This is a genomic window from Burkholderia sp. AU19243 (assembly GCF_018148075.1).
In the GTDB taxonomy this organism is placed as follows: domain Bacteria; phylum Pseudomonadota; class Gammaproteobacteria; order Burkholderiales; family Burkholderiaceae; genus Burkholderia; species Burkholderia latens_A.
In genome coordinates this window covers 20,857-39,380 of the sequence record NZ_JAGSTV010000025.1, presented here as the reverse complement: position 1 = coordinate 39,380, position 18,524 = coordinate 20,857, and the positions used below count along the sequence as shown (strand labels likewise).

The 18,524-nt window shown below is 66.8% G+C and carries 18 protein-coding genes and 2 pseudogenes; 10 read left to right on the top strand and 10 right to left on the bottom strand.

Annotated features, from left to right (window positions below; translation table 11 throughout):
* A pseudogene (locus tag KDW55_RS28375) lies at positions 1-148 on the bottom strand (nitrate ABC transporter ATP-binding protein); the annotation flags it as partial.
* Positions 149-170: 22 nt separating this feature from the next.
* On the bottom strand, positions 171-1,928 hold the full coding sequence (locus KDW55_RS28370; RefSeq protein ID WP_040141359.1) for an ABC transporter permease subunit: 1,758 nt from the start codon (positions 1,926-1,928) through the stop codon (positions 171-173).
* A 493-nt stretch (positions 1,929-2,421) separates the two neighbouring features.
* Here KDW55_RS28370 and KDW55_RS28365 point away from each other — a divergent pair, with 493 nt between their 5' ends.
* Complete coding sequence (locus KDW55_RS28365; RefSeq protein ID WP_027786765.1) at positions 2,422-2,688, top strand: hypothetical protein; 267 nt, start codon at positions 2,422-2,424, stop codon at positions 2,686-2,688.
* A gap of 40 nt (positions 2,689-2,728) precedes the next feature.
* Here KDW55_RS28365 and KDW55_RS28360 read toward each other — a convergent pair whose 3' ends face one another.
* Positions 2,729-4,045, bottom strand: a complete 1,317-nt coding sequence (locus tag KDW55_RS28360) for an ATP-binding protein (RefSeq protein ID WP_040141360.1) — start codon at positions 4,043-4,045, stop codon at positions 2,729-2,731.
* Positions 4,029-4,754 (bottom strand): response regulator, encoded by a 726-nt coding sequence (locus KDW55_RS28355; RefSeq protein WP_039319657.1) that lies wholly within the window; start codon positions 4,752-4,754, stop codon positions 4,029-4,031. The genes KDW55_RS28360 and KDW55_RS28355 overlap by 17 nt, the downstream gene beginning before the upstream one ends.
* Positions 4,755-4,979: 225 nt before the next feature.
* Between KDW55_RS28355 and KDW55_RS28350 the strand changes: the two genes are divergently transcribed.
* Positions 4,980-5,531, top strand: coding sequence for a periplasmic heavy metal sensor (locus tag KDW55_RS28350; protein WP_040141361.1), 552 nt, complete (start codon positions 4,980-4,982; stop codon positions 5,529-5,531).
* Between the two features lie 70 nt (positions 5,532-5,601).
* Here KDW55_RS28350 and KDW55_RS28345 read toward each other — a convergent pair whose 3' ends face one another.
* Positions 5,602-6,300 carry a pirin family protein gene (locus tag KDW55_RS28345; RefSeq protein WP_209820790.1) on the bottom strand — a complete coding sequence of 233 codons (699 nt, stop codon included), beginning with the start codon at positions 6,298-6,300 and terminating at the stop codon, positions 5,602-5,604.
* 366 nt (positions 6,301-6,666) lie between these two features.
* Between KDW55_RS28345 and KDW55_RS28340 the strand changes: the two genes are divergently transcribed.
* From KDW55_RS28340 to KDW55_RS28325, 4 genes are all read left to right on the top strand, one after another.
* The gene (locus KDW55_RS28340) at positions 6,667-7,443 is read left to right on the top strand and encodes an ABC transporter substrate-binding protein (protein WP_040144768.1); all 777 of its coding nucleotides are present in this window, start codon (positions 6,667-6,669) and stop codon (positions 7,441-7,443) included.
* Positions 7,444-7,671: 228 nt separating this feature from the next.
* Entirely contained in the window at positions 7,672-8,361 is a 690-nt protein-coding gene (gene hisQ / locus KDW55_RS28335; protein ID WP_040141364.1) for a histidine ABC transporter permease HisQ, read from the top strand.
* Complete coding sequence (locus KDW55_RS28330) at positions 8,358-9,071, top strand: ABC transporter permease (protein WP_040141366.1); 714 nt, start codon at positions 8,358-8,360, stop codon at positions 9,069-9,071. The genes hisQ and KDW55_RS28330 overlap by 4 nt, the downstream gene beginning before the upstream one ends.
* An 18-nt stretch (positions 9,072-9,089) precedes the next feature.
* Positions 9,090-9,869 (top strand): ABC transporter ATP-binding protein, encoded by a 780-nt coding sequence (locus KDW55_RS28325; protein WP_069241627.1) that lies wholly within the window; start codon positions 9,090-9,092, stop codon positions 9,867-9,869.
* Between the two features lie 53 nt (positions 9,870-9,922).
* Here the strand turns inward: KDW55_RS28325 and KDW55_RS28320 are convergent, their stop codons facing one another.
* A complete protein-coding gene (locus KDW55_RS28320) occupies positions 9,923-10,420 on the bottom strand; it encodes a GNAT family N-acetyltransferase (protein WP_040141369.1) in 498 nt (165 codons plus the stop codon).
* 132 nt (positions 10,421-10,552) lie between these two features.
* On the opposite strand from KDW55_RS28320, the gene KDW55_RS28315 reads away from it, so the two are divergent.
* On the top strand, positions 10,553-11,479 hold the full coding sequence (locus KDW55_RS28315) for a LysR family transcriptional regulator (protein ID WP_212161817.1): 927 nt from the start codon (positions 10,553-10,555) through the stop codon (positions 11,477-11,479).
* Between the two features lie 574 nt (positions 11,480-12,053).
* Positions 12,054-13,133: a porin gene (locus KDW55_RS28310; RefSeq protein ID WP_040144770.1), complete on the top strand. Its 1,080-nt coding sequence runs from the start codon at positions 12,054-12,056 to the stop codon at positions 13,131-13,133.
* Between the two features lie 199 nt (positions 13,134-13,332).
* Here the strand turns inward: KDW55_RS28310 and KDW55_RS28305 are convergent, their stop codons facing one another.
* Together KDW55_RS28305 and KDW55_RS28300 are read right to left on the bottom strand one after the other, a co-directional pair.
* Complete coding sequence (locus KDW55_RS28305) at positions 13,333-13,671, bottom strand: P-II family nitrogen regulator (RefSeq protein WP_006398637.1); 339 nt, start codon at positions 13,669-13,671, stop codon at positions 13,333-13,335.
* A gap of 98 nt (positions 13,672-13,769) precedes the next feature.
* The gene (locus KDW55_RS28300; RefSeq protein WP_069241628.1) at positions 13,770-15,476 is read right to left on the bottom strand and encodes an NAD+ synthase; all 1,707 of its coding nucleotides are present in this window, start codon (positions 15,474-15,476) and stop codon (positions 13,770-13,772) included.
* Between the two features lie 109 nt (positions 15,477-15,585).
* On the opposite strand from KDW55_RS28300, the gene KDW55_RS28295 reads away from it, so the two are divergent.
* Together KDW55_RS28295 and KDW55_RS29815 are read left to right on the top strand one after the other, a co-directional pair.
* On the top strand, positions 15,586-16,764 hold the full coding sequence (locus KDW55_RS28295) for a GNAT family N-acetyltransferase (protein WP_212148861.1): 1,179 nt from the start codon (positions 15,586-15,588) through the stop codon (positions 16,762-16,764).
* Between the two features lie 70 nt (positions 16,765-16,834).
* Positions 16,835-16,996, top strand: a pseudogene (locus tag KDW55_RS29815) (GIY-YIG nuclease family protein); the annotation flags it as partial.
* Here KDW55_RS29815 and KDW55_RS29810 read toward each other — a convergent pair.
* Together KDW55_RS29810 and ppa are read right to left on the bottom strand one after the other, a co-directional pair.
* The gene (locus KDW55_RS29810) at positions 16,945-17,643 is read right to left on the bottom strand and encodes a hypothetical protein (protein WP_349252613.1); all 699 of its coding nucleotides are present in this window, start codon (positions 17,641-17,643) and stop codon (positions 16,945-16,947) included. The pseudogene KDW55_RS29815 and the gene KDW55_RS29810 sit on opposite strands and share 52 nt — an antisense overlap.
* 154 nt (positions 17,644-17,797) lie before the next feature.
* Entirely contained in the window at positions 17,798-18,325 is a 528-nt protein-coding gene (gene ppa, locus KDW55_RS28285) for an inorganic diphosphatase (protein WP_011885693.1), read from the bottom strand.
* Positions 18,326-18,524 lie beyond the last annotated feature (199 nt).

Sequence of the window (18,524 nt, the reverse complement as noted above, 5' to 3'; positions counted from 1 at the left end):
TCGCATCGTCGAGCACGAGCAGCTCGCCCTGCGTCTTGTTGAAGCCGCGGCTCACGTGGTCGACGCGCAGGATTTCGTCGCCGAGGCGCGGCGGCTGAAGCGGCTGGGACGTCTGGACAGGGGCGTTTACAGCATTCGGATTGTGCATCGCGTTTCGCTCTCAATCGGTCTCAGTCGAGCCGCAGCTTCGCTTCGGCGAAGGCATACAGCGGGCGCCACAACAGGCGGTTGAACAGGGTAACGAACAGGGACATCACGGCGATGCCCAGGATGATCTTCGGGAAGTCGCCGGCGGCAGTGGTCTGCGCGATATACGCGCCGAGGCCGTGCGCCTCGATCCGGGTCGTGCCCCACTGCACCGCTTCCGACACGATGCTCGCGTTCCACGCGCCGCCCGACGCGGTAATCGCGCCGGTCACGTAGTACGGGAAGATGCCGGGCAGAATCGCCTGCCGCCACCATTGCCAGCCGCGGATCCGGAAGTTCGTCGCCGCCTCGCGATAGTCGTTCGGATAGGACGTCGCGCCGGCGATCACGTTGAAAAGGATATACCACTGCGTGCCGAGCACGATCAGCGGCGACAGCCAGATGTCGGCGTTCAGGTGAAAGCGTGCGATCACGATCACGAACACCGGGAACAGCAGGTTGGCCGGGAATGCGGCGAGGAACTGCGCGAGCGGCTGCAGCTTCTCGGCGAGCTTCGGGCGCAGCCCGATCCACACGCCGACCGGCACCCAGATCACCGACGCGATCGCGATCAGCACGACCACGCGCAACAACGTGATCAGCCCGAGCATGATCACGTGCCCAACCTCGGCCATCGTCACGCCGGTCGCGACGAAGCTGACGACACGCCACACGATGTACGCGGTGCCGGCCAGCAACAGCGCCGCCCATGCGATGTCGACCGTGCGCGACGCCTTCTTCTCGACTTTCGGCAGCGTAAAGCGCATCGCCCCCGACAGCGGCAGGCGCAGCGGAATCCGCGCGGCCTTCGCGAAGAACCAGCCGGCTGGCACGAGCAGCTGATGGATCAGCCGCGTGCGGCGCACCAGGTCGAGCAGCCACGATTGCGGCGCGTCGCCAGACGCGGTGTTCTCCATCCGGAACTTGTCGGCCCACGCGATCAGCGGCCGGAACAGCAACTGATCGTACGCGAGGATCACGACGGTCATCGTCAGGATCACCCAGCCGATCGCGCCGAGGTTTTTGTCCGAGATCGCCTGCGCGAGATATGCGCCGATGCCCGGCAGCGTGATCGTCTGGTTGCCGACGGTGATCGCCTCCGACGCGACGACGAAGAACCAGCCGCCCGACATCGACATCATCATGTTCCAGATCAGCCCCGGCATCGAGAACGGCACCTCGAGTTTCCAGAACCGCTGCCACGACGTCAGATGGAAGCCGCGCGACACTTCGTCCAGATCGCGCGGCACCGTGCGCAGCGACTGGTAGAAGCTGAACGTCATGTTCCATGCCTGGCTCGTGAAGATCGCGAAGATCGCGGCGAGCTCGGCGCCGAGCACGCGGCTCGGAAACAGCGCGAGGAAAAACGTGACCGTAAACGAGATGAAGCCGAGCACCGGCACCGATTGCAGGATGTCGAGGACCGGGATCAGCACCATGCCCGCACGGCGGCTCTTGGCCGCGAGCGTGCCGTACACCAGCGTGAACGCGAGCGACGCGACCATCGCGGCGAGCATCCGCAGCGTGGTGCGCAACGCGTATTCGGGCAGGTTCGCCGGATCGAGCGAAATCCTCTGGGTCTGGAGGGTCCCGATCGGCGCCATCGTTTCATGGAAGCCGACAACTGCCATCGCGATCAGGCAGATGATCAGCGGGAACGCGATGAAGTCCCATCGGTTCGGCAGGACGCGCCACGCGGACGCGTTGGCGGTCCGGTTCGGATTGAAGAATCCGACGTCCATCAGGCGCCCTCCCCGGTAAGGCCGAACGAAGCCGGCAGACGATGTTGATTCATGGCAAAGCGCACGGGCGCGGTAATTCGACGCGGTAATTCGATTGATTCACGATTTCACGCCGGCGCGACGCGCCGTGCGTTCAGGCTGCGCCCCGGCAGGCCGAGTCGGGCCGCGACGGCACGACACTACACCAACCTGTATTTCAGGTTCAACCGTCCGGGGCCAGGCGCGGCGCCGGGCGGCGCACGGATCGTGCCCGGCGCGCGTGCGGACGGCGCGCGGCGCGGTGCGGAGCAGCCCGGCCGCAGTCTGTCGGCCGGCATGCAGGCCCCGAATTATGCCGTGATCCGGGCCGGCCGGGAACCCGGCAGCCGCACATGGGCGCAAACCGGGCCGGCCGTCAGCGGACGGTCAAGCGAAGCAGGTATGATCGGGGCTGGCCCCCGGCATCGGTCGACCGACCGCCGCCGGGCATCGACCGACCAGCGGGAGGAAGGGAATGGCAGGAAATTTGGTGATCGTCTGCCGCGATCAGGACGCCGATGCGTTCTACGAGCTGATGCAGGAATACGGGTCGTTCCAGACCCGGCTGTCGTCGACGGCGTGGTACCTGAACATGAACGTGGTGCCGGAATCGCTGCAGGAGGAAATCCTGGAGCGCCTCGGCCGCTACACGACCGTCTATATCTTCGAGGCCACGAGCGTGACCTACAACACCATCGACAGCAACGCCGCCGAAACGCTCGGCACACTGTTCGGCGAATGATGCCGCGCGGCGCCTGCCGGGCAGGCGCCGCATTGGCCGCTTACGCGGCCTGCGCGTGAGGCTCGTCCTTCGGCACCACGTCGAACGGAAACGTCATCGCGACGCGCAGGCCGCCCTCGGGACGGTTGCCGATCTCGCAGGTCCCGCCTAGCCGTTGCACGAGCCGCTCGACGATCGCGAGCCCGAGCCCGCTGTGGCCGTTCCCGCCGCGCGCAGGGTCGAGCCGCACGAACGGCCGCGTCGCGGCCGCCAGGTCGCGCGGCGCGATCCCGCCCCCGCTGTCACTGACCGACAGCACATAACCGGCCGGCGTGCGCGCCGTCTCGACCAACACGGGCGGCGCACCATACGCATGCGCGTTGTCGAGCAGGTTCGACAGAATCCGGTCGAGCGTCGCGGTCGGCAGCCGGAAGGCGCCGTCCGCGGCCAGATGCGTCTCGACCGGCGGCGCGTTCGGCGCGACCGCACGATAGCTGCGCGCAATCCGCTCGCAGGTCTGGTCGACCGGCACCGGCTCGCTGCGATCGGCTCCGCCGTGCGCGAACACGAGGAACTGGTCGACGATGTGCGACATCGAGTCGACGTCGCGCACGACGCCATCGCGCAGCCGCGCGTCATCCATCATCTCGGCGCGCAGACGCATCCGCGCGAGCGGCGTGCGCAGGTCGTGCGCGACGCCGGCCAGCATCACCGCGCGGTCGTTCTCCGCTTGCGACACCTGCTCGACCATCTGATTGAAGCCGTGCGTGAGCTGGCGCAGCTCGCGCGGCCCGCGCTCGCGCAGCGGCGGCACCGGCTGGCCGCGGCCGAAGCGCGCGACCGCGCGCGCCAGCGAGCGCAGAGGCTGCTGCAGCTGCCACGCCGCGAACAGAGCGGCGATCACGCCAGCCGAAAAGATCGTGCCGAGCCACAGCAGCATCCGGTCGAGCGAACGCGGCGGGCGCAGCGGCTGCACCGGCACGACGATCCAGTTCCGGTCGGTCGGCTCCTTGACCCACAGCACCGGCGGATGGCCCGGCGCGCCGATCGCGACCTGCGTGCCCGGCGGCATCCGGTCGCTCACGTCGTCGCGGAACCGCTTCAGCGGTGCCGGCAGGTTGGACGCGTCGCCCTTCGGAACGTCGGGGCTGTCCGGCGCCACGAGCCGCACGCGCGACGGCAGCGGCTGGTCCGGCGTGCGCTCGACGTGCTGGCGCACCGCATCGACGAGGAACGCGGCCTCCTCGACCGCGTAACGCGTCTGCATCTGGTGGCGCTCGAGCCGCATCGCGAAGAACCACGCGAAGTGGGACAGTAGCAGCACGCCGACGACCAGCAGGGCCAGTCGCCCGAACAGTGAATCAATGGGTTTGCGCATGGGCCTCGCCGTCGGGCACGAATACGTACCCGCGCCCGCGCACCGTCTGGATGAAGCGCGGCGTCGACGGATCCGTTTCGAGGATGCGGCGCAGTCGCCACACCTGGACGTCGATGCCGCGATCGGTGCCGTCGTACTCGGGCCCGTGCAGCAGCTCGAGCAGTCGCTCGCGCGTAAGCGTGCGCAGCGCGTGGTTTACGAAGATTTTCAGCAGCGCGAATTCGCTGCTCGACAGGGTTGCCGGCTTGCCGTCGACCGACAGCGTGCGCGCCTGGAAGTCGAGCACGAAGCGGCCGAACGCGAACGGCTCGCGCTGCTCGGGCGCCGCAGCCGAAGGCGTCGCACGGCGGCGGCGCAGCACGGCCTGCACGCGCGCAAGCAGCTCGCGCGGATTGAACGGCTTGCCGAGGTAGTCGTCCGCGCCGAGTTCGAGGCCGACGATGCGGTCGACGTCGTCCGCGCGCGCGGTCAGCATGATCACGGGGATGTCGTCGCCGGCCGCGCGCAACTGGCGCAGCGCGGTCAGGCCGTCCACCCCCGGCATCATCAGGTCCAGCACGATCAGGTCGGGCCGCTCGCGCTCGAGGCGCTTCTCGAGCGACGCCGCGTCGTGCAGCACGGACACTTCCATCCCCTGGCGCACGAGATAGTCGCGCAGCAGGTCTCGGAGTTCTTGGTCGTCGTCGACGATGAGGATCTGGGTAGTCATGGCTGGAAGTTTAGCGCGCGAGCGCGGAGTCGAAGAACGATACAAAGGTGCGAAAGGGTTACTGCGGGTTACCGCGCAAGGGAACTGTAATGCTCGGTAACCCGGCGGCGATCCCGCGTAACACCGGGCCGGGGGTGCACCGCTAACCTGCGTCTTACCGGATGCGGCATGCGGACCACCCCGCGCACCGTATCGCCGGACCTTTCGATTCAAGGAGTTTCCGAAATGTATAAGAAGACTTCCCGCGTGGCCATTGCGGCCGCCACCGTGCTCGCTCTCGCATTCGGCGCCGCGCATGCCGCGCAGCCCGACGACATGCCGCCGCCGGGCGGCCCCGGCATGCACCAGATGCACCCCGGCCATGAAGGCGGCCCGTTCGGCGTGCTCATGAAACTGCACGACCAGCTCAAGCTCAACGCGTCGCAGGAACAGCAGTGGCAGACGGCCGTCAACACGATGAAGCAGAACCATGAAGCGATGCGCAAGAGCCACGAGCAGATGCGCGAGCAATTCAAGGCGCAGCAGAATCAGCCGATCCTCGACCTGAACGCGATGCACGCGGCCCGCCAGCAGGCCGAGCAGCAGAACGCGCAGCTGCGCGAGCAAAGCGCGGCCGCATGGCTGGCGTTCTACAACGGGCTGAACGACCAGCAGAAGACGACGGTCAGCACCGCGCTCAAGCAGCAGTTCGCGCAGATGGAGCAGCGTCACGAGAAGATGAAGCAACGCTGGGAGCAGCACCGCGCGGCCAAGGCCGCGTCGGCACCGGCGCAGTAAGCCGGCTGGCCGCCTTGCAGGGCGGCTTCGAGGGGGACGCGGGCGCCCGGGGCCGCGTCCCCCTTTCATTTCACGCGACGTCGAACAGCAGCACCTCGGCCGCGCGGCCACGTGCGAACGCGACCGTGTCGACGCCCGCGATCCGCACACCGTCGCCGGCGGCCAGCGCATGTCCGTTGACTTCCACGTCGCCGCGCGCGACATGCACGTAGGCCTGGCGCGCGACCGGCACGTCGAATGCGGCTTCCTCGTCGCCGTCGATCAGCCCGGCGAAGATCCGTGCGTCCGCGCGCAGCGGCAACGCGCCGTCGTCGCCGTCCGACGATGCGACGAGCCGCAAGCGGCCGCGCTTGTCGGCGTCGGCGAAATGCCGCTGCGCATAGCCCGGCCGCCCGCCGGGTTCGGCCGGCTGCAGCCAGATCTGCAGCAGGTGCAGTGCGCGATCGCGCGACGCATTGGTCTCGCTGTGCACGAGGCCCGTGCCCGCACTCACCCGCTGGACGCCGCCGGCGCGTACGATCGCGCCATTGCCAAGGCTGTCGCGATGCGCAAGTGCGCCATCCAGCACGTACGTGACGATTTCGAAATCCCGGCGCGGCTGCATGCCAAAGCCGCGGGTCGGCGCGATCCGGTCCTCGCACAGCACGCGCAGCGCGCGGAACGGCGGATGCTGGGTTGCCGCGTGGCCGGCGAGCGGGAAGCTGTGGCTCGATTCGAGCCAGCCCTGACGCGTATGGCAGCGGTCGGCGGCGCGGCGGATCTGGAACATGGGGCGGCACTCCGGCAGGCGGGTATTCTTGGTTCGGGTTTACCTGCACTCTAGGGGCGCGCCGTGCGCGCCACAATCCGCCGCCCGCGCACCGCATCGTTGCATTCACGCGCCCAATCGGCGCAATACTCGTTGTGAATACCACCACCGCAGCAACAGCCGGTTCGAGGAATCGATCGGTTGTGCCGGATTGCCGTTTTCCGGGTATCGCGTTCGGGTAAAATACCGCCCTTTTGGCGTCCGCCCGTCCGGCGGATGCCGTTGCCAGCGCGCCGAAACACGATTTTTGGCCGTCTAGAATACGCCGCGGCGCCCGACACGACCGGCCGCGAGCGCCCCCCGGAAGTGAGCGACAACAGCATGGAAATGAAGAAGGCCGCCCTGTGCGCCGCCCTCGCCCTCGTGGCGGGCAGCGCCTTCGCGAAAGAGTGGAAGACCGTGCGGATCGGCGTCGATGCGAGCTACCCGCCGTTCGAGTCGACCGCGCCTAGCGGCGAGATCGTCGGTTTCGACGTGGATCTCACCAAGGAAATCTGCAAGCGGATCAACGTGAAGTGCGTGTGGGTCGCGCAAGATCTCGACGGAATCATCCCGGCGCTGAAGGCGAAGAAGTACGACGTCATCGTGTCGTCGCTGACCGTCACGGACAAGCGCCGCGAACAGATCGACTTCTCCGACAAGGTGTACGACGCCCCCGCGCGGATGATCGCGAAGGCGGGCTCGCCGCTGCTGCCGACGGTCGCGTCGCTCAAGGGCAAGCGCGTCGGCGTCGAGCAGGGTTCGACGCAGGAATCGTACGCAAAGGCGTACTGGGAACCGCAGGGCGTGACGATCGTGCCCTACCAGAACCAGGACCAGGTCTATGCCGATCTCGGCTCGGGCCGCCTCGATGCGACGCTGCAGGACGAGCTCCAGGCCGACTACGGCTTTCTGCGCACGCCGCGCGGCAAGGGTTTCGCATTTGCCGGACCGGAAGTGAAGGATCCGAAAACGATCGGCGACGGCACCGCGATCGGCCTGCGCAAGGAAGACACCGATCTGAAGCTCAAGATCAACAAGGCGCTGGCCGACATGCACAAGGACGGCACGTACGACCGGCTGTCGCACAAGTATTTCGCGTTCAGCGTCTATTCGGCTCGCTGAGCTGCAACGATGGGAGCGGATGCGGGGGCGGCCCCGCGTCCGGGCAACACAGGCAGTCAACCGCGCGCCGCCCGCCCGATCGCCCGACGCTTCGCGCGACGGGCCTGACCGGCACCGATGCCGGGGGCGGACGGCGATGATACGCACGGGGGCGTTCCGCGCAGCATGGCGGGCGCGTCTTTCCGGGCGCACCGCGTGCGCCCTCCGGGACCACACCAGGGACCACATATGTTTCTACAAGGCTACGGCCCGCTGATCCTCGCCGGCACCTGGCAGACCGTCAAACTGGCGGTGCTTTCGCTCGCGCTGTCGTTCGTGCTGGGCCTGCTCGGCGCGGGCGCGAAGCTGTCGCGCAACCGCTTCACGAACGGCGTCGGCACCGTCTACACGACGCTGATCCGCGGCGTCCCCGATCTCGTGCTGATGCTGCTGCTGTTCTACAGCCTGCAGATCTGGCTGAACGTCGCGACCGACGCGCTCGGCTGGGACCAGATCGACATCGACCCGTTCCTCGCGGGCGTGCTCGTGCTGGGGTTCATCTACGGCGCATATTTCACCGAGACTTTCCGCGGCGCGTTCCTGTCGGTGCCGCGCGGCCAGCTCGAGGCCGGCAGCGCGTACGGGATGACCAACTGGCAGGTGTTCACGCGCATCATGTTCCCGCAGATGATGCGCTTCGCGCTGCCGGGCATCGGCAACAACTGGCAGGTGCTCGTGAAGTCGACCGCACTCGTGTCGATCATCGGCCTCGCGGACGTCGTGAAGGCGTCGCAGGACGCCGGCAAAGGCACGCTGCGGTTCTTCTTCTTCACGCTGATCGCCGGCGCCGTCTACCTCGCGATCACGACGATCTCGAATTTCGTGCTGATGTGGCTCGAAAAGCGCTACTCGACCGGTGTCCGCAAGGCTGACCTATGATCGAACTCATTCAAGAATACTGGCGCAACTACCTCTACACCGACGGCTTCCGGATCACCGGCGTCGCGATCACGCTGTGGCTGCTCGTCGTGTCGATCGGCCTCGGCTTCTGCCTGTCGGTGCCGCTCGCGGTGGCCCGCGTGTCGAAGAAGAAGTGGCTGTCGGGCGCCGTGTGGCTGTACACGTACGTGTTCCGCGGCACGCCGCTCTACGTGCAGTTGCTGCTCTGCTACACCGGCCTCTACAGCCTGCAGATCGTACGCGGCACGCCGTTGCTCGATGCGTTCTTCCGCGACGGCATGCACTGCACGCTGCTCGCGTTCACGCTGAACACCTGCGCGTACACCACCGAGATCTTCGCGGGCGCGATCAAGGCGACGTCGTACGGCGAGATCGAGGCCGCCCGCGCGTACGGGATGTCGACCTTCACGATGTATCGCCGCGTGATCCTGCCGTCCGCGTTGCGCCGTTCGCTGCCGCTGTACAGCAACGAAGTGATCCTGATGCTGCACGCGACGACCGTCGCGTTCACCGCGACCGTGCCCGACATCCTGAAGATCGCGCGCGACGTCAACTCGGCGACGTACATGTCGTTCCACGCATTCGGCATCGCCGCCCTGCTCTATCTCGTGATCTCGTTCACGCTCGTGTGGCTGTTCCGCCAGGCCGAGCGTCGCTGGCTCGCGTATCTGCGCCCGCAAGGCAAGTAAGTTTCCGCAGGAATATTGATGAATTCCCAGACTCAAAAGCTTTTCGTCGACGATCTCCACAAGCGGTACGGCGACAACGAGGTGCTCAAGGGCGTGTCGCTGAAGGCGAACTCGGGCGACGTGATCAGCGTGATCGGCTCGTCCGGTTCCGGCAAGAGCACGATGCTCCGCTGCATCAACTTCCTCGAGCAGCCGAACGCGGGCCGCATCTTCGTCGACGGCGAGGAAGTCCGGACCGCGCTCGACAAGACGGGCGCGCTGCGCGCGGCCGATCCGAAGCAACTGCAGCGCGTGCGCACGAAGCTGTCGATGGTGTTCCAGCACTTCAATCTGTGGTCGCACATGAACGTGATCGAGAACGTGATGGAAGCGCCCGTCAACGTGCTCGGAATCCCGAAGAAGGAAGCCGAGGATCGCGCGCGCGAGTATCTCGAGAAAGTCGGCCTCGCGCCGCGCGTCGAAAAGCAGTATCCGTCGCACCTGTCGGGCGGCCAGCAGCAGCGCGTCGCGATCGCGCGCGCGCTCGCAATGCATCCGGACGTGATGCTGTTCGACGAACCGACTTCCGCACTCGATCCGGAACTCGTCGGTGAAGTGCTGAAGGTGATGCAAAAGCTCGCTGAGGAAGGCCGCACGATGATCGTCGTCACGCACGAGATGGGCTTCGCGCGCAACGTGTCGAACCACGTGATGTTCCTGCACCAGGGGCGCGTGGAAGAAGAAGGCGTACCGTCCGAGGTGTTCGCGAATCCGAAGAGCGAGCGCCTGCGCGCGTTCCTGTCGGGCAGCCTGAAGTAACGCGCCGCGCGTTACGCAGCACGAGCGGGCGCCATCCGGCGCCCGCTTTGCGTTTACGCGGCGTCGACCGGCGCGGCGTGGGCGAACGCGCGCAGCGCGTCGCCCGCGAGCCGGTAGCGTACCCATTCGCTCTGCGGCGCCGCGCCGACGCTTTCGTAGAAGCGGATCGCGGGCTCGTTCCAGTCGAGCACGCTCCATTCGAAGCGCCCGCAGCCGGTGTCCACCGCGATGCGCGCGAGCGCCTTCAGCAGCCGCAGCCCGGCGCCCGCGCCGCGAAAGCGCGGCGATACGTACAAATCCTCGAGATACAGCCCCTGGCGGCCGAGCCACGTCGAATAAGAGAAGAAATACACGGCGAAGCCGGCCGGCTCGCCGTCGACCTCGCAAATCAGCGCGCGCGCCGGCGTGTCCTCGCCGAACAGGCTGCGCTCGAGCGATGCGTGCGTTGCGATCACTTCATGCTCGGCCTTCTCGTAGATGGCCAGCTCGGTGATGAAACGCAGGATTTGCGGCACGTCGGCGACGGTAGCGGAACGGATGTCGATTTGCACGATTGGGGCCCTCCCCGGCCCGGGCTGAATACGGAATGCGGCGCCCGCGATCGCGGGTGGCGCAGGTCAAGTCGACATGCTACGGTCACGCCTGAACTGCAGGAAGTGCAGTTTCTTCATCGAGACATGAACATGATGCATCCCGACCTGCGCCGGCTCGACCTGAACCTGCTGCTTGCGTTCGACGCGCTGTACCGCCACCGGTCGGTCGCCGCGGCCGCCCACGAGCTGGCGATGAGCCCGTCCGCGCTGAGCCATGCGCTCGCGCGGCTGCGCGATGCGATCGGCGACGCTCTGTTCGTGCGGCTCGGCAACGAGATGCAGCCGACCGTGCGCGCCGACGACATTGCCAGCTGGGCCGGCGACGCGCTCGACACGATGTCGAAAGGGCTTTCCCGCGCACGCCGCTTCGATGCGGCGCAAAGCGACCGCACGTTCGTGTTCGCCGCGACCGACTACACGGCATTCGCCGTGCTGCCCGCATTGCTCGCGCGCATCGAGCGGGTCGCGCCGCGGCTGAAGATCCGCGTCGTTCATTCGGACCGAAAGATCTCGATCGACGAGCTCGCGGCCGGCCGGATCGATTTCGCGCTCGGATACCACGAGGAATCGGCCGCCGACGCGCCTGGCATCGAGGATTTCGACTGGTTCTCTGACGACTACGTGGTCATTGCGAGCGCCACGCACCCGGACATCCGCCGGCGGCTGACGCTCGACCAGTATCTGGCCGCGCGACACGCGGTCGTCACGCCGTGGAACGAGCCGCGCGGCGTAGTCGACTACGTGCTGGACCGGCTCGGTCTCGCGCGGCAGGTCGCCGTGCAACTGCCGACCGTGCTCGCCGCCCCGTTCGTGATCGCGGAATCTGCGCTGCTGATGACGGTGCCGAACCGCGCCGCACAGACGCTGCGCGGTGCGGCGCCGATCCGCATTTTCCCGGCGCCGTTCGAGATTCCGCGCTACACGATCAAGGTGTACTCGCACGCGAAGCATGCGCGCACCGACGCGCACCGCTGGCTGCGCGCGCAGTTGCTCGCTGCACGGCCGGCGCTCGATTGAGGCCGGGACGCTCGCGCAGCAGCCGGCGGCACCCCGAGCCACTCGCGTTCAGCGCGCCGCACGGCGCCTCCGAAGCGTCGTCAATTTATTACGAAATACTTACCAATTCACACCGAGACGCGCTTACGCTCGCGGCCGCCACGTCGTCAATAGTGGCAATCCTTGACCCACGCTCGCCGAAACCGTGTCTGCCTTGTCGGACAAGGGTTTTCCTGCCCCCGACGCCCCGTCCGGCACCCACCGCGCACCGTGTTGCATGGCAAATTGGCGACACGTGTTAGTCAAACAACGATTTCCGTCGCCACAAAATTGTATTTTTGCTAAATTAGTAACCAAAGTAGCAAAACGAAAGTCGTGAAATGTAGTTTAGCTTCACGACACAACAAGGAGACCCCGCAAGCCGACCCGGCCGCGCGGGACCGCTCAACGGTTTTCCGTCCGCTTGCCCGCGTGCCGCGCTTACCGGCCCTGCACGAGGTCTCCCTGGTTATCCCGCTTTTCGCTTTTGCCCGACGTTCGCTGCGCCGGGCATCTCGTGCAGTCTGGGTTGACTTTTTGACAGGGTATGGAGGAGATGATGAAGAAAGCTTTGGTCGCGGCCGCGCTGATGGCTGCTGGGGTGGTTACGGCGCACGCGCAGAGCAGCGTGACGCTGTATGGTCGCCTGGATGCCGGCCTTGAGTACCTGAACGGCCTGCAGAACGGCCACCAAGTGCGCGCGGAAAGCGGCGACTGGGGCACGAGCCTGTGGGGCTTGAAGGGCAGCGAAGACATCGGTGGCGGCAACAAGATCCTGTTCCACCTCGAAGGCGCGTTCAACACGATGACGGGCGGCTTCAGCGGCTCGATCTGGGATCGTTTCGCGACCGTCGGCATCTCCAACGACCGCTACGGTACGCTGCTGCTGGGTCGCGAACTCGCGATCGCGAACGGCGTGTGGGACTTCGATCCGTTCGGTCAGTCGGCATGGTCGACGGCATCGCTCGTGCGCGGCCGCAACTGGAACAAGACCAGCAACAACGTGTCGTACCAGTCGCCGTCGCTGTATGGCCTCGACTTCTACGGCCAGTTCTCGTTCTCGAACTCGACCAGCTTCAACGGCAATACGACGGCCGGCCAACCGGGCCGCGCCATGGGCGGTCAGGTCACCTATACGAATTCGCTGTTCCAGTTGCGCGGCATCTACGACGAAACGCGCGACAGCAACGGCCGCTTCTCGGACGTGTTCAACTACTCGCGCGAATACTTCGCCGGCGTGAACGTGTTCCTCGGCCAGTTCAAGCTTCAGGCGGCTTACCAGGCATCGCACGCCGACGGCAGCGGCGGCCCGGCGGTCAACGCCGGCGTGACGGGCACGCAACAGGTCTGGGGCGGCGTGACGTGGCAGGCAACGCCGGCCGCAGCGCTGATCGCGGCGGTGTACCACGTGAACGCGAACCACGGCGGCGGCAACGCGAACATCTACACGGTCGGCGGTTCGTACAACATCTCGAAGCGCACGCTGTTCGACGTCCAGGTCGCGACGGTGCGCAACAGCTCGACGGCCAACTTCGGCCTGAACGCGAACGGTGCAGGCACCGCCGTGTCGACCGGCAACCCGCATCCGGGCGGCAGCCAGACCGGCGTCTACGCCGGCATCCAGCACCTGTTCTGATCAGGCGCCGTTCAGAGAACGAATCGACAACACTTTCCACGCTGCTGCGAGAGGCGCGTATCGGTGCGGTACCCACCCGGGTATCGCACCTTTTTTTATTGGCGGGCCATGCTCGCGCATCCCGCGGCCCGCGCGGTTCAAGCGGCTGGAAAGCGGCCAGGAAGCGAGCGCCGCGCAACCGAATGAACGGGCGCGATCCTCAGACCGCCGCTTCGTTCTCTTCGCCGGTGCGGATACGGATCACGCGCTCGACGTCCGACACGAAGATCTTGCCGTCGCCGATCTTGCCGGTGCGGGCCGCACCGATCACCGCGTCGATCACCTGATCGACCTGCGCTTCCGCGACGACCACCTCGATCTTCATCTTCGGCAGGAAATCGACGACGTATTCGGCGCCGCGATACAGCTCGGTGTGCCCCTTCTGGCGGCCGAAGCCCTTCACTTCCGTCACGGTCAGGCCCGTCAGGCCCACTTCGGCGAGCGCTTCGCGGACTTCGTCCAGCTTGAACGGCTTGATGATGGCTGTGATGCGTTTCATGATGGTTGTCCCTCAATGCTCGTTTGGATGGAAAATCGCGGTCCCGATTGTAAGCCGTAAGTGTAAGCCCGCGCCGGCCGCGGACGGCGCGTCTCGACTCAGCCGAGACGCTCGGTAAAGCGTGACGTGATCGGATAGCGCCAGTCGCGCCCGAACGCGCGGTGCGTGACGCGAATCCCGATCGGCGCCTGGCGGCGCTTGTATTCGTTGACCTTGATGAGCCGCGTCACGCGCGCGACGTCGGCCTCCGCATAGCCGGCCGCGACGATTTCGGCAAGCGGCCGGTCCTCCTCCATATACATCTGCATGATCGCGTCGAGCACGTCGTACGGCGGCAGGCTGTCCTGGTCCGTCTGGTTCTCGCGCAGCTCCGCCGATGGCGCGCGGGTAAGGATCCGCTCGGGGATCACGTCGCGCGAGCCGTAGTCGGCCGTTGCATTGCGATAGCGGCACAGCCGGTAGACCTGCGTCTTCGCGATGTCCTTGATCACCGCGAAGCCGCCGGCCATGTCGCCGTACAGCGTGCAGTACCCGACCGCCATCTCGCTCTTGTTGCCGGTGGTCAGCACGATCGAGCCGAACTTGTTCGACAGCGCCATCAGCAGCGTGCCGCGGATGCGCGCCTGGATGTTCTCTTCCGTCGCGTCCTCCGCGCAGCCCGCGAATTCGCTCGCGAGCGCCGCCCGGAATGCGTCGAACATCGGCGCGATCGCGATCTCGTCGTAGCGCACGCCGACGCGCCGCGCCATCTCCGCCGCGTCGGTGGTCGAGATGTCGGCCGTGTAGCGCGACGGCATCATCACCGCGCGTACGCGGTCGGGCCCGAGCGCGTCGCACGCGACCGCGAGCACCAGCGCCGAATCGACGCCGCCCGACAGCCCGATCAGCGCGCCGGGAAAGCCATTCTTGCCGATGTAGTCGCGCACGCCGGTCACGAGCGCACGATAGACCTGTGCGTCGAGCGGCAGCTCGGGCGCGATCTTGCCCGGCAACGGCCGCGCACCGTCGAATTCGACGATCGCGTGGCCTTCGTCGAACTGCGGCATTTTCGCGACGAGTGCGCCGTCGCCGTCGAGCACGAACGAACCGCCGTCGAACACGAGCTCGTCCTGCCCGCCGACGAGGTTCACGTACACCATCGGCAGCCCGGTTTCGCGGATTCGCGCGCGCAGGATGTCGACGCGCAGCGCTTCCTTGTTCATGTGGTACGGCGAACCGTTCGGGATCAACAGCACCTGCGCGCCGGCGGCCTTCGCGATCTGCGCGGCCGACGCATGCCAGGCATCCTCGCAGATGATCACGCCGTATCTGACGCCGTTCAGCTCGAACACGAGCGGCTCCGTGTCGGTCGCGAAGTAACGCTTCTCGTCGAACACGTCGGCGTTCGGCAGATCCTGCTTGCGGTAGGTGCCGACAATCTCGCCGCCGACGATCAGCGACACCGCGTTGTACGTGTCCGACGGCGGCACGCCGCGCTCGATCGGGCGGTTTGCATTACCATCGACGGCGGGCGCCTGCGCACCGCTGCCCGCACCGCGCAACGGATGGCCGACCAGCACCGCGAGCCCGTCGAACGCGCGCAGCGCGTCGGCGAGCGCATCGAGCGCGGCGGCGGCGGCCGTGTAGAACGCGGGGCGCAGCAGCAGGTCTTCCGGCGGATAGCCGGACAGCGCGAGTTCGGGCGCGACCATCAGTTGCGCACCATCGTCGTGCGCGGCGCGGGCGGCCGCGACGATACGCGCGACGTTGCCGGCGAAATCGCCGACGGTGACGTTGATCTGGGCGAGAGCGAGTCGGGTCTTCATGACGGGATCGGCGCAGCCCCGCGGCGCGCCTCGAATGGCTGACGAAATCGTCCCGGATGCGAGCCAAGGCGGCACGCATCCGGCGGCATCCAACGGTACGGATTCACGCTTGAAACACGAACGCATCGATTATCGCACGGGCATCCTGTCGTCCCCCGCCGAGGTGCCGGCCGACGAATGGAACGCGCTGCTCGAGCAGGACGCGCAGCCAACGCCGTTCCTGCGCCACGAGTTCCTCGACGCGCTGCACGTCGCACGCTGCGCGGTCGACGACACCGGCTGGTCGGCGCACTTCGTCACGCTCACCGACGCGCACACGGGCCGGCTCGCGGCTGCGGCGCCCGTCTACGCGAAGCAGCATTCGTACGGCGAATACGTGTTCGACTGGGCGTGGGCCGATGCGTACCAGCGCAACGACTTGCCCTATTACCCGAAACTGCTGTGCGCGGTTCCGTTTACGCCCGTGCAAGGCACGCGCCTGCTCGCGGCCGACGACGACGCGCGGCGCCGGCTCGCGGCCACGCTGCTCGCGTTCGCGGAGCAGAGCGACGTATCGTCGCTGCACGTGCTGTTCCCGACCGGCGACGAAGCGCGGCTGCTCGAATCGATGGGGATGATGCTGCGCGAAGGCGTGCAGTTCCACTGGCTCAACGACGGCTATCGCGACTTCGACGACTTCCTCGGCACGCTCGAACAGAAGAAGCGCAAGAACATCCGTGCAGAACGGCGCAAGGTGCGCGACGCGGGCGTCACGTTCCGGCAGCTCACCGGCGATCGAATCACCGATGCCGACTGGCGCTTCTTCTCGCGCTGCTATCGGCAAACGTACCGCGAACACTATTCCAGCCCGTATCTGAATCTCGACTTCTTCCGCGCGATCGGCGCAACGATGCCCGAGAACCTGCTGCTCGTCATCGCCGAAGCCGACGGCCAGCCGATCGCAAGTTCGCTCGCCGTCTACCGCCGCGGCGCGAACGGCCGCGGGGGCACGCTGTATGGCCGCTACTGGGGTGCGCTCGAGCACGTGCCCTGCCTGCATTTCGAAACGGCGTATTACCAGTTGCTCGAATTCTGCATCGAGGCCGGGATCGACACGTTCGAAGGCGGCGCGCAGGGCGAGCACAAGCTCGCGCGCGGCTTTCTGCCGACCGTCACGCATTCCGCGCACTGGCTTGCGCATCCGGCATTTTCCGATGCGGTCGCGCGCTTTCTCGAGCGCGAGACCGAGCATATCCACGCGTACGTCGACGAACTGCGCGAACACGATCCGTTTCGGCGCGGCCGGTGACGGTCGCCAATCGCATCGCGCGCGGCGTGAATTCTGAGACACTGGCGGCTTCGCATCCCGCCACCTCGCCATGTCCTGGTTCCTGTATCTGATCGAGTGCGCCGACGACAGCGTCTACACGGGCATCACGACCGACGTCTCCGCGCGCTTCGACGAGCACGCGTCCGGCAAGGGCGCGCGCTACACGCGCTCGCGCAAGCCGCGCGCGGTGCTCGCGTCGTTTCCGCTGCCCGACCGCTCGATCGCGTCGCGCGCCGAGTACTGGGTGAAGCGGCTCACGGCCGCGCAGAAGCGCGAGCTGGCGGCCGGGATACGCACGCTCGATTCGGTGTTGCCGGTCGGGATGTCGATCGCCGCGCACATCGACGCGAGCGGTTTGCCGGCCGGCCCGCGCGCGCGGAAAGTGCAGGCGAAGCGAATGCAGGCCGGCGACGTCGCGGCCCAGGCGGCCGAAACGAAACGGACGGCGAAGAACACGGCAAAGGCGGCAAAGACGGGCGATGAGCGAACAACGTCCGGGTCCGCAAAGACAAAGGCCGCCAAACGCGTGCAATCCCCACCGGCTTCCGCAAAGGCCAAGGGCGCAACAGCGGCGCCACGAGCGAACACCGGCGACGACGCCGAAGCCAGGAAAACCGCGTCGCGCCGGACCGCGGCGAAGCAAGACAAGCCGGCCGCGCGCGCAGCGTCGAAACGAACGATGCAGGCGACCGGCGGCAAGCCGGCAGGCAACGAACATGCCGGCGCCACGCCCGCGCCGGCGCGCCGCCGCACGTCGCCGCGAGCGACTCGTGCCGAAACCGTCGAAGCCGGTGGTCCTGTCGCCGCCACGCGCGGCGCAACGCGTGCGCCGCGCACGAAAGCCGCACCCGATTCCACACCGGACGCCGCCGCCGTGCGTGCGCCCGTCCGCGCTCGCAAGAAAGCCGCCGCACGGGCGGCTGCACGCACAAAACAAAACCGCGCGGCCTCCTGACGAGACACGCGCGGTCTTGCGTTGCCAACGAACCGGCCGCGAGGCCGGCCAGCCGGCTTACTTCTTGTAGTTCGCAGCGCCGTCGGCGATTTCCTTGTGCGCGGCGTCGATGCCGGCCCAGCCTTCGACCTTCACCCACTTGCCCTTTTCGAGCGCCTTGTATTGCTCGAAGAAGTGCTTGATCTGATCCTTCAGGTATTCGGGCACGTCGTCGATCGACTTCAGGTTCGCCGTCATCGGGCAGACCTTGTCGTGCGGCACGGCGACGAGCTTCGCGTCGACGCCGGATTCGTCCGTCATTTGCAGCATCCCGAGCACGCGCGAACGCACGATCGAGCCGGCCAGCAGCGGGAACGGCGTGATCACCAGCACGTCGACCGGATCGCCGTCGCCCGACAGCGTCTGCGGGATGTAGCCGTAGTTCACCGGATAGCGCATGCCGGTACCGATGAAGCGGTCGACGACGAGGAGACCCAGCTCCTTGTCCGCCTCGTACTTCACCGGATCGCTTTGGGCGGGAATCTCGATGATCACGTTGAAATCGTGCGGCAGGTCCTTGCCGGCCGGAACATGATTGAAGCTCATAGCGCTCTCTGTTGGTCGATGGGAATTCGGGACGAGGCGCCGCGGCCGATGCACCGCCGCGGGCGTCCCCGCAGGGAATGCGCCATTATAGCCAATCGACCGGTGGCGTCCGGATGACGATCGGCGCGATAATCGTTCCGGATGTCCGGGCAACGACGCGTGGGCGGCATCGTGAATCCGGCGTCGAGCATGGAACCCG

Bases quoted from the DNA above. Each gene is read 5' to 3' on its own strand.
- KDW55_RS28310 (WP_040144770.1), top strand. From the start codon at position 12,054: ATGATGAAGAAAGCTTTGGTCGCGGCCGCGCTGATGGCTGCTGGGGTG.
- KDW55_RS28340 (WP_040144768.1), top strand. From the start codon at position 6,667: ATGAAGAAGGCCGCCCTGTGCGCCGCCCTCGCCCTCGTGGCGGGCAGC.
- KDW55_RS28325 (WP_069241627.1), top strand. From the start codon at position 9,090: ATGAATTCCCAGACTCAAAAGCTTTTCGTCGACGATCTCCACAAGCGG.
- KDW55_RS28330 (WP_040141366.1), top strand. From the start codon at position 8,358: ATGATCGAACTCATTCAAGAATACTGGCGCAACTACCTCTACACCGAC.
- KDW55_RS28350 (WP_040141361.1), top strand. From the start codon at position 4,980: ATGTATAAGAAGACTTCCCGCGTGGCCATTGCGGCCGCCACCGTGCTC.
- hisQ (WP_040141364.1), top strand. From the start codon at position 7,672: ATGTTTCTACAAGGCTACGGCCCGCTGATCCTCGCCGGCACCTGGCAG.
- KDW55_RS28365 (WP_027786765.1), top strand. From the start codon at position 2,422: ATGGCAGGAAATTTGGTGATCGTCTGCCGCGATCAGGACGCCGATGCG.
- KDW55_RS28315 (WP_212161817.1), top strand. From the start codon at position 10,553: ATGATGCATCCCGACCTGCGCCGGCTCGACCTGAACCTGCTGCTTGCG.
- KDW55_RS28345 (WP_209820790.1), bottom strand. From the start codon at position 6,300: ATGTTCCAGATCCGCCGCGCCGCCGACCGCTGCCATACGCGTCAGGGC.
- KDW55_RS28300 (WP_069241628.1), bottom strand. From the start codon at position 15,476: ATGAAGACCCGACTCGCTCTCGCCCAGATCAACGTCACCGTCGGCGAT.
- KDW55_RS28305 (WP_006398637.1), bottom strand. From the start codon at position 13,671: ATGAAACGCATCACAGCCATCATCAAGCCGTTCAAGCTGGACGAAGTC.
- KDW55_RS28355 (WP_039319657.1), bottom strand. From the start codon at position 4,754: ATGACTACCCAGATCCTCATCGTCGACGACGACCAAGAACTCCGAGAC.
- KDW55_RS28370 (WP_040141359.1), bottom strand. From the start codon at position 1,928: ATGGACGTCGGATTCTTCAATCCGAACCGGACCGCCAACGCGTCCGCG.
- KDW55_RS28360 (WP_040141360.1), bottom strand. From the start codon at position 4,045: ATGCGCAAACCCATTGATTCACTGTTCGGGCGACTGGCCCTGCTGGTC.
- ppa (WP_011885693.1), bottom strand. From the start codon at position 18,325: ATGAGCTTCAATCATGTTCCGGCCGGCAAGGACCTGCCGCACGATTTC.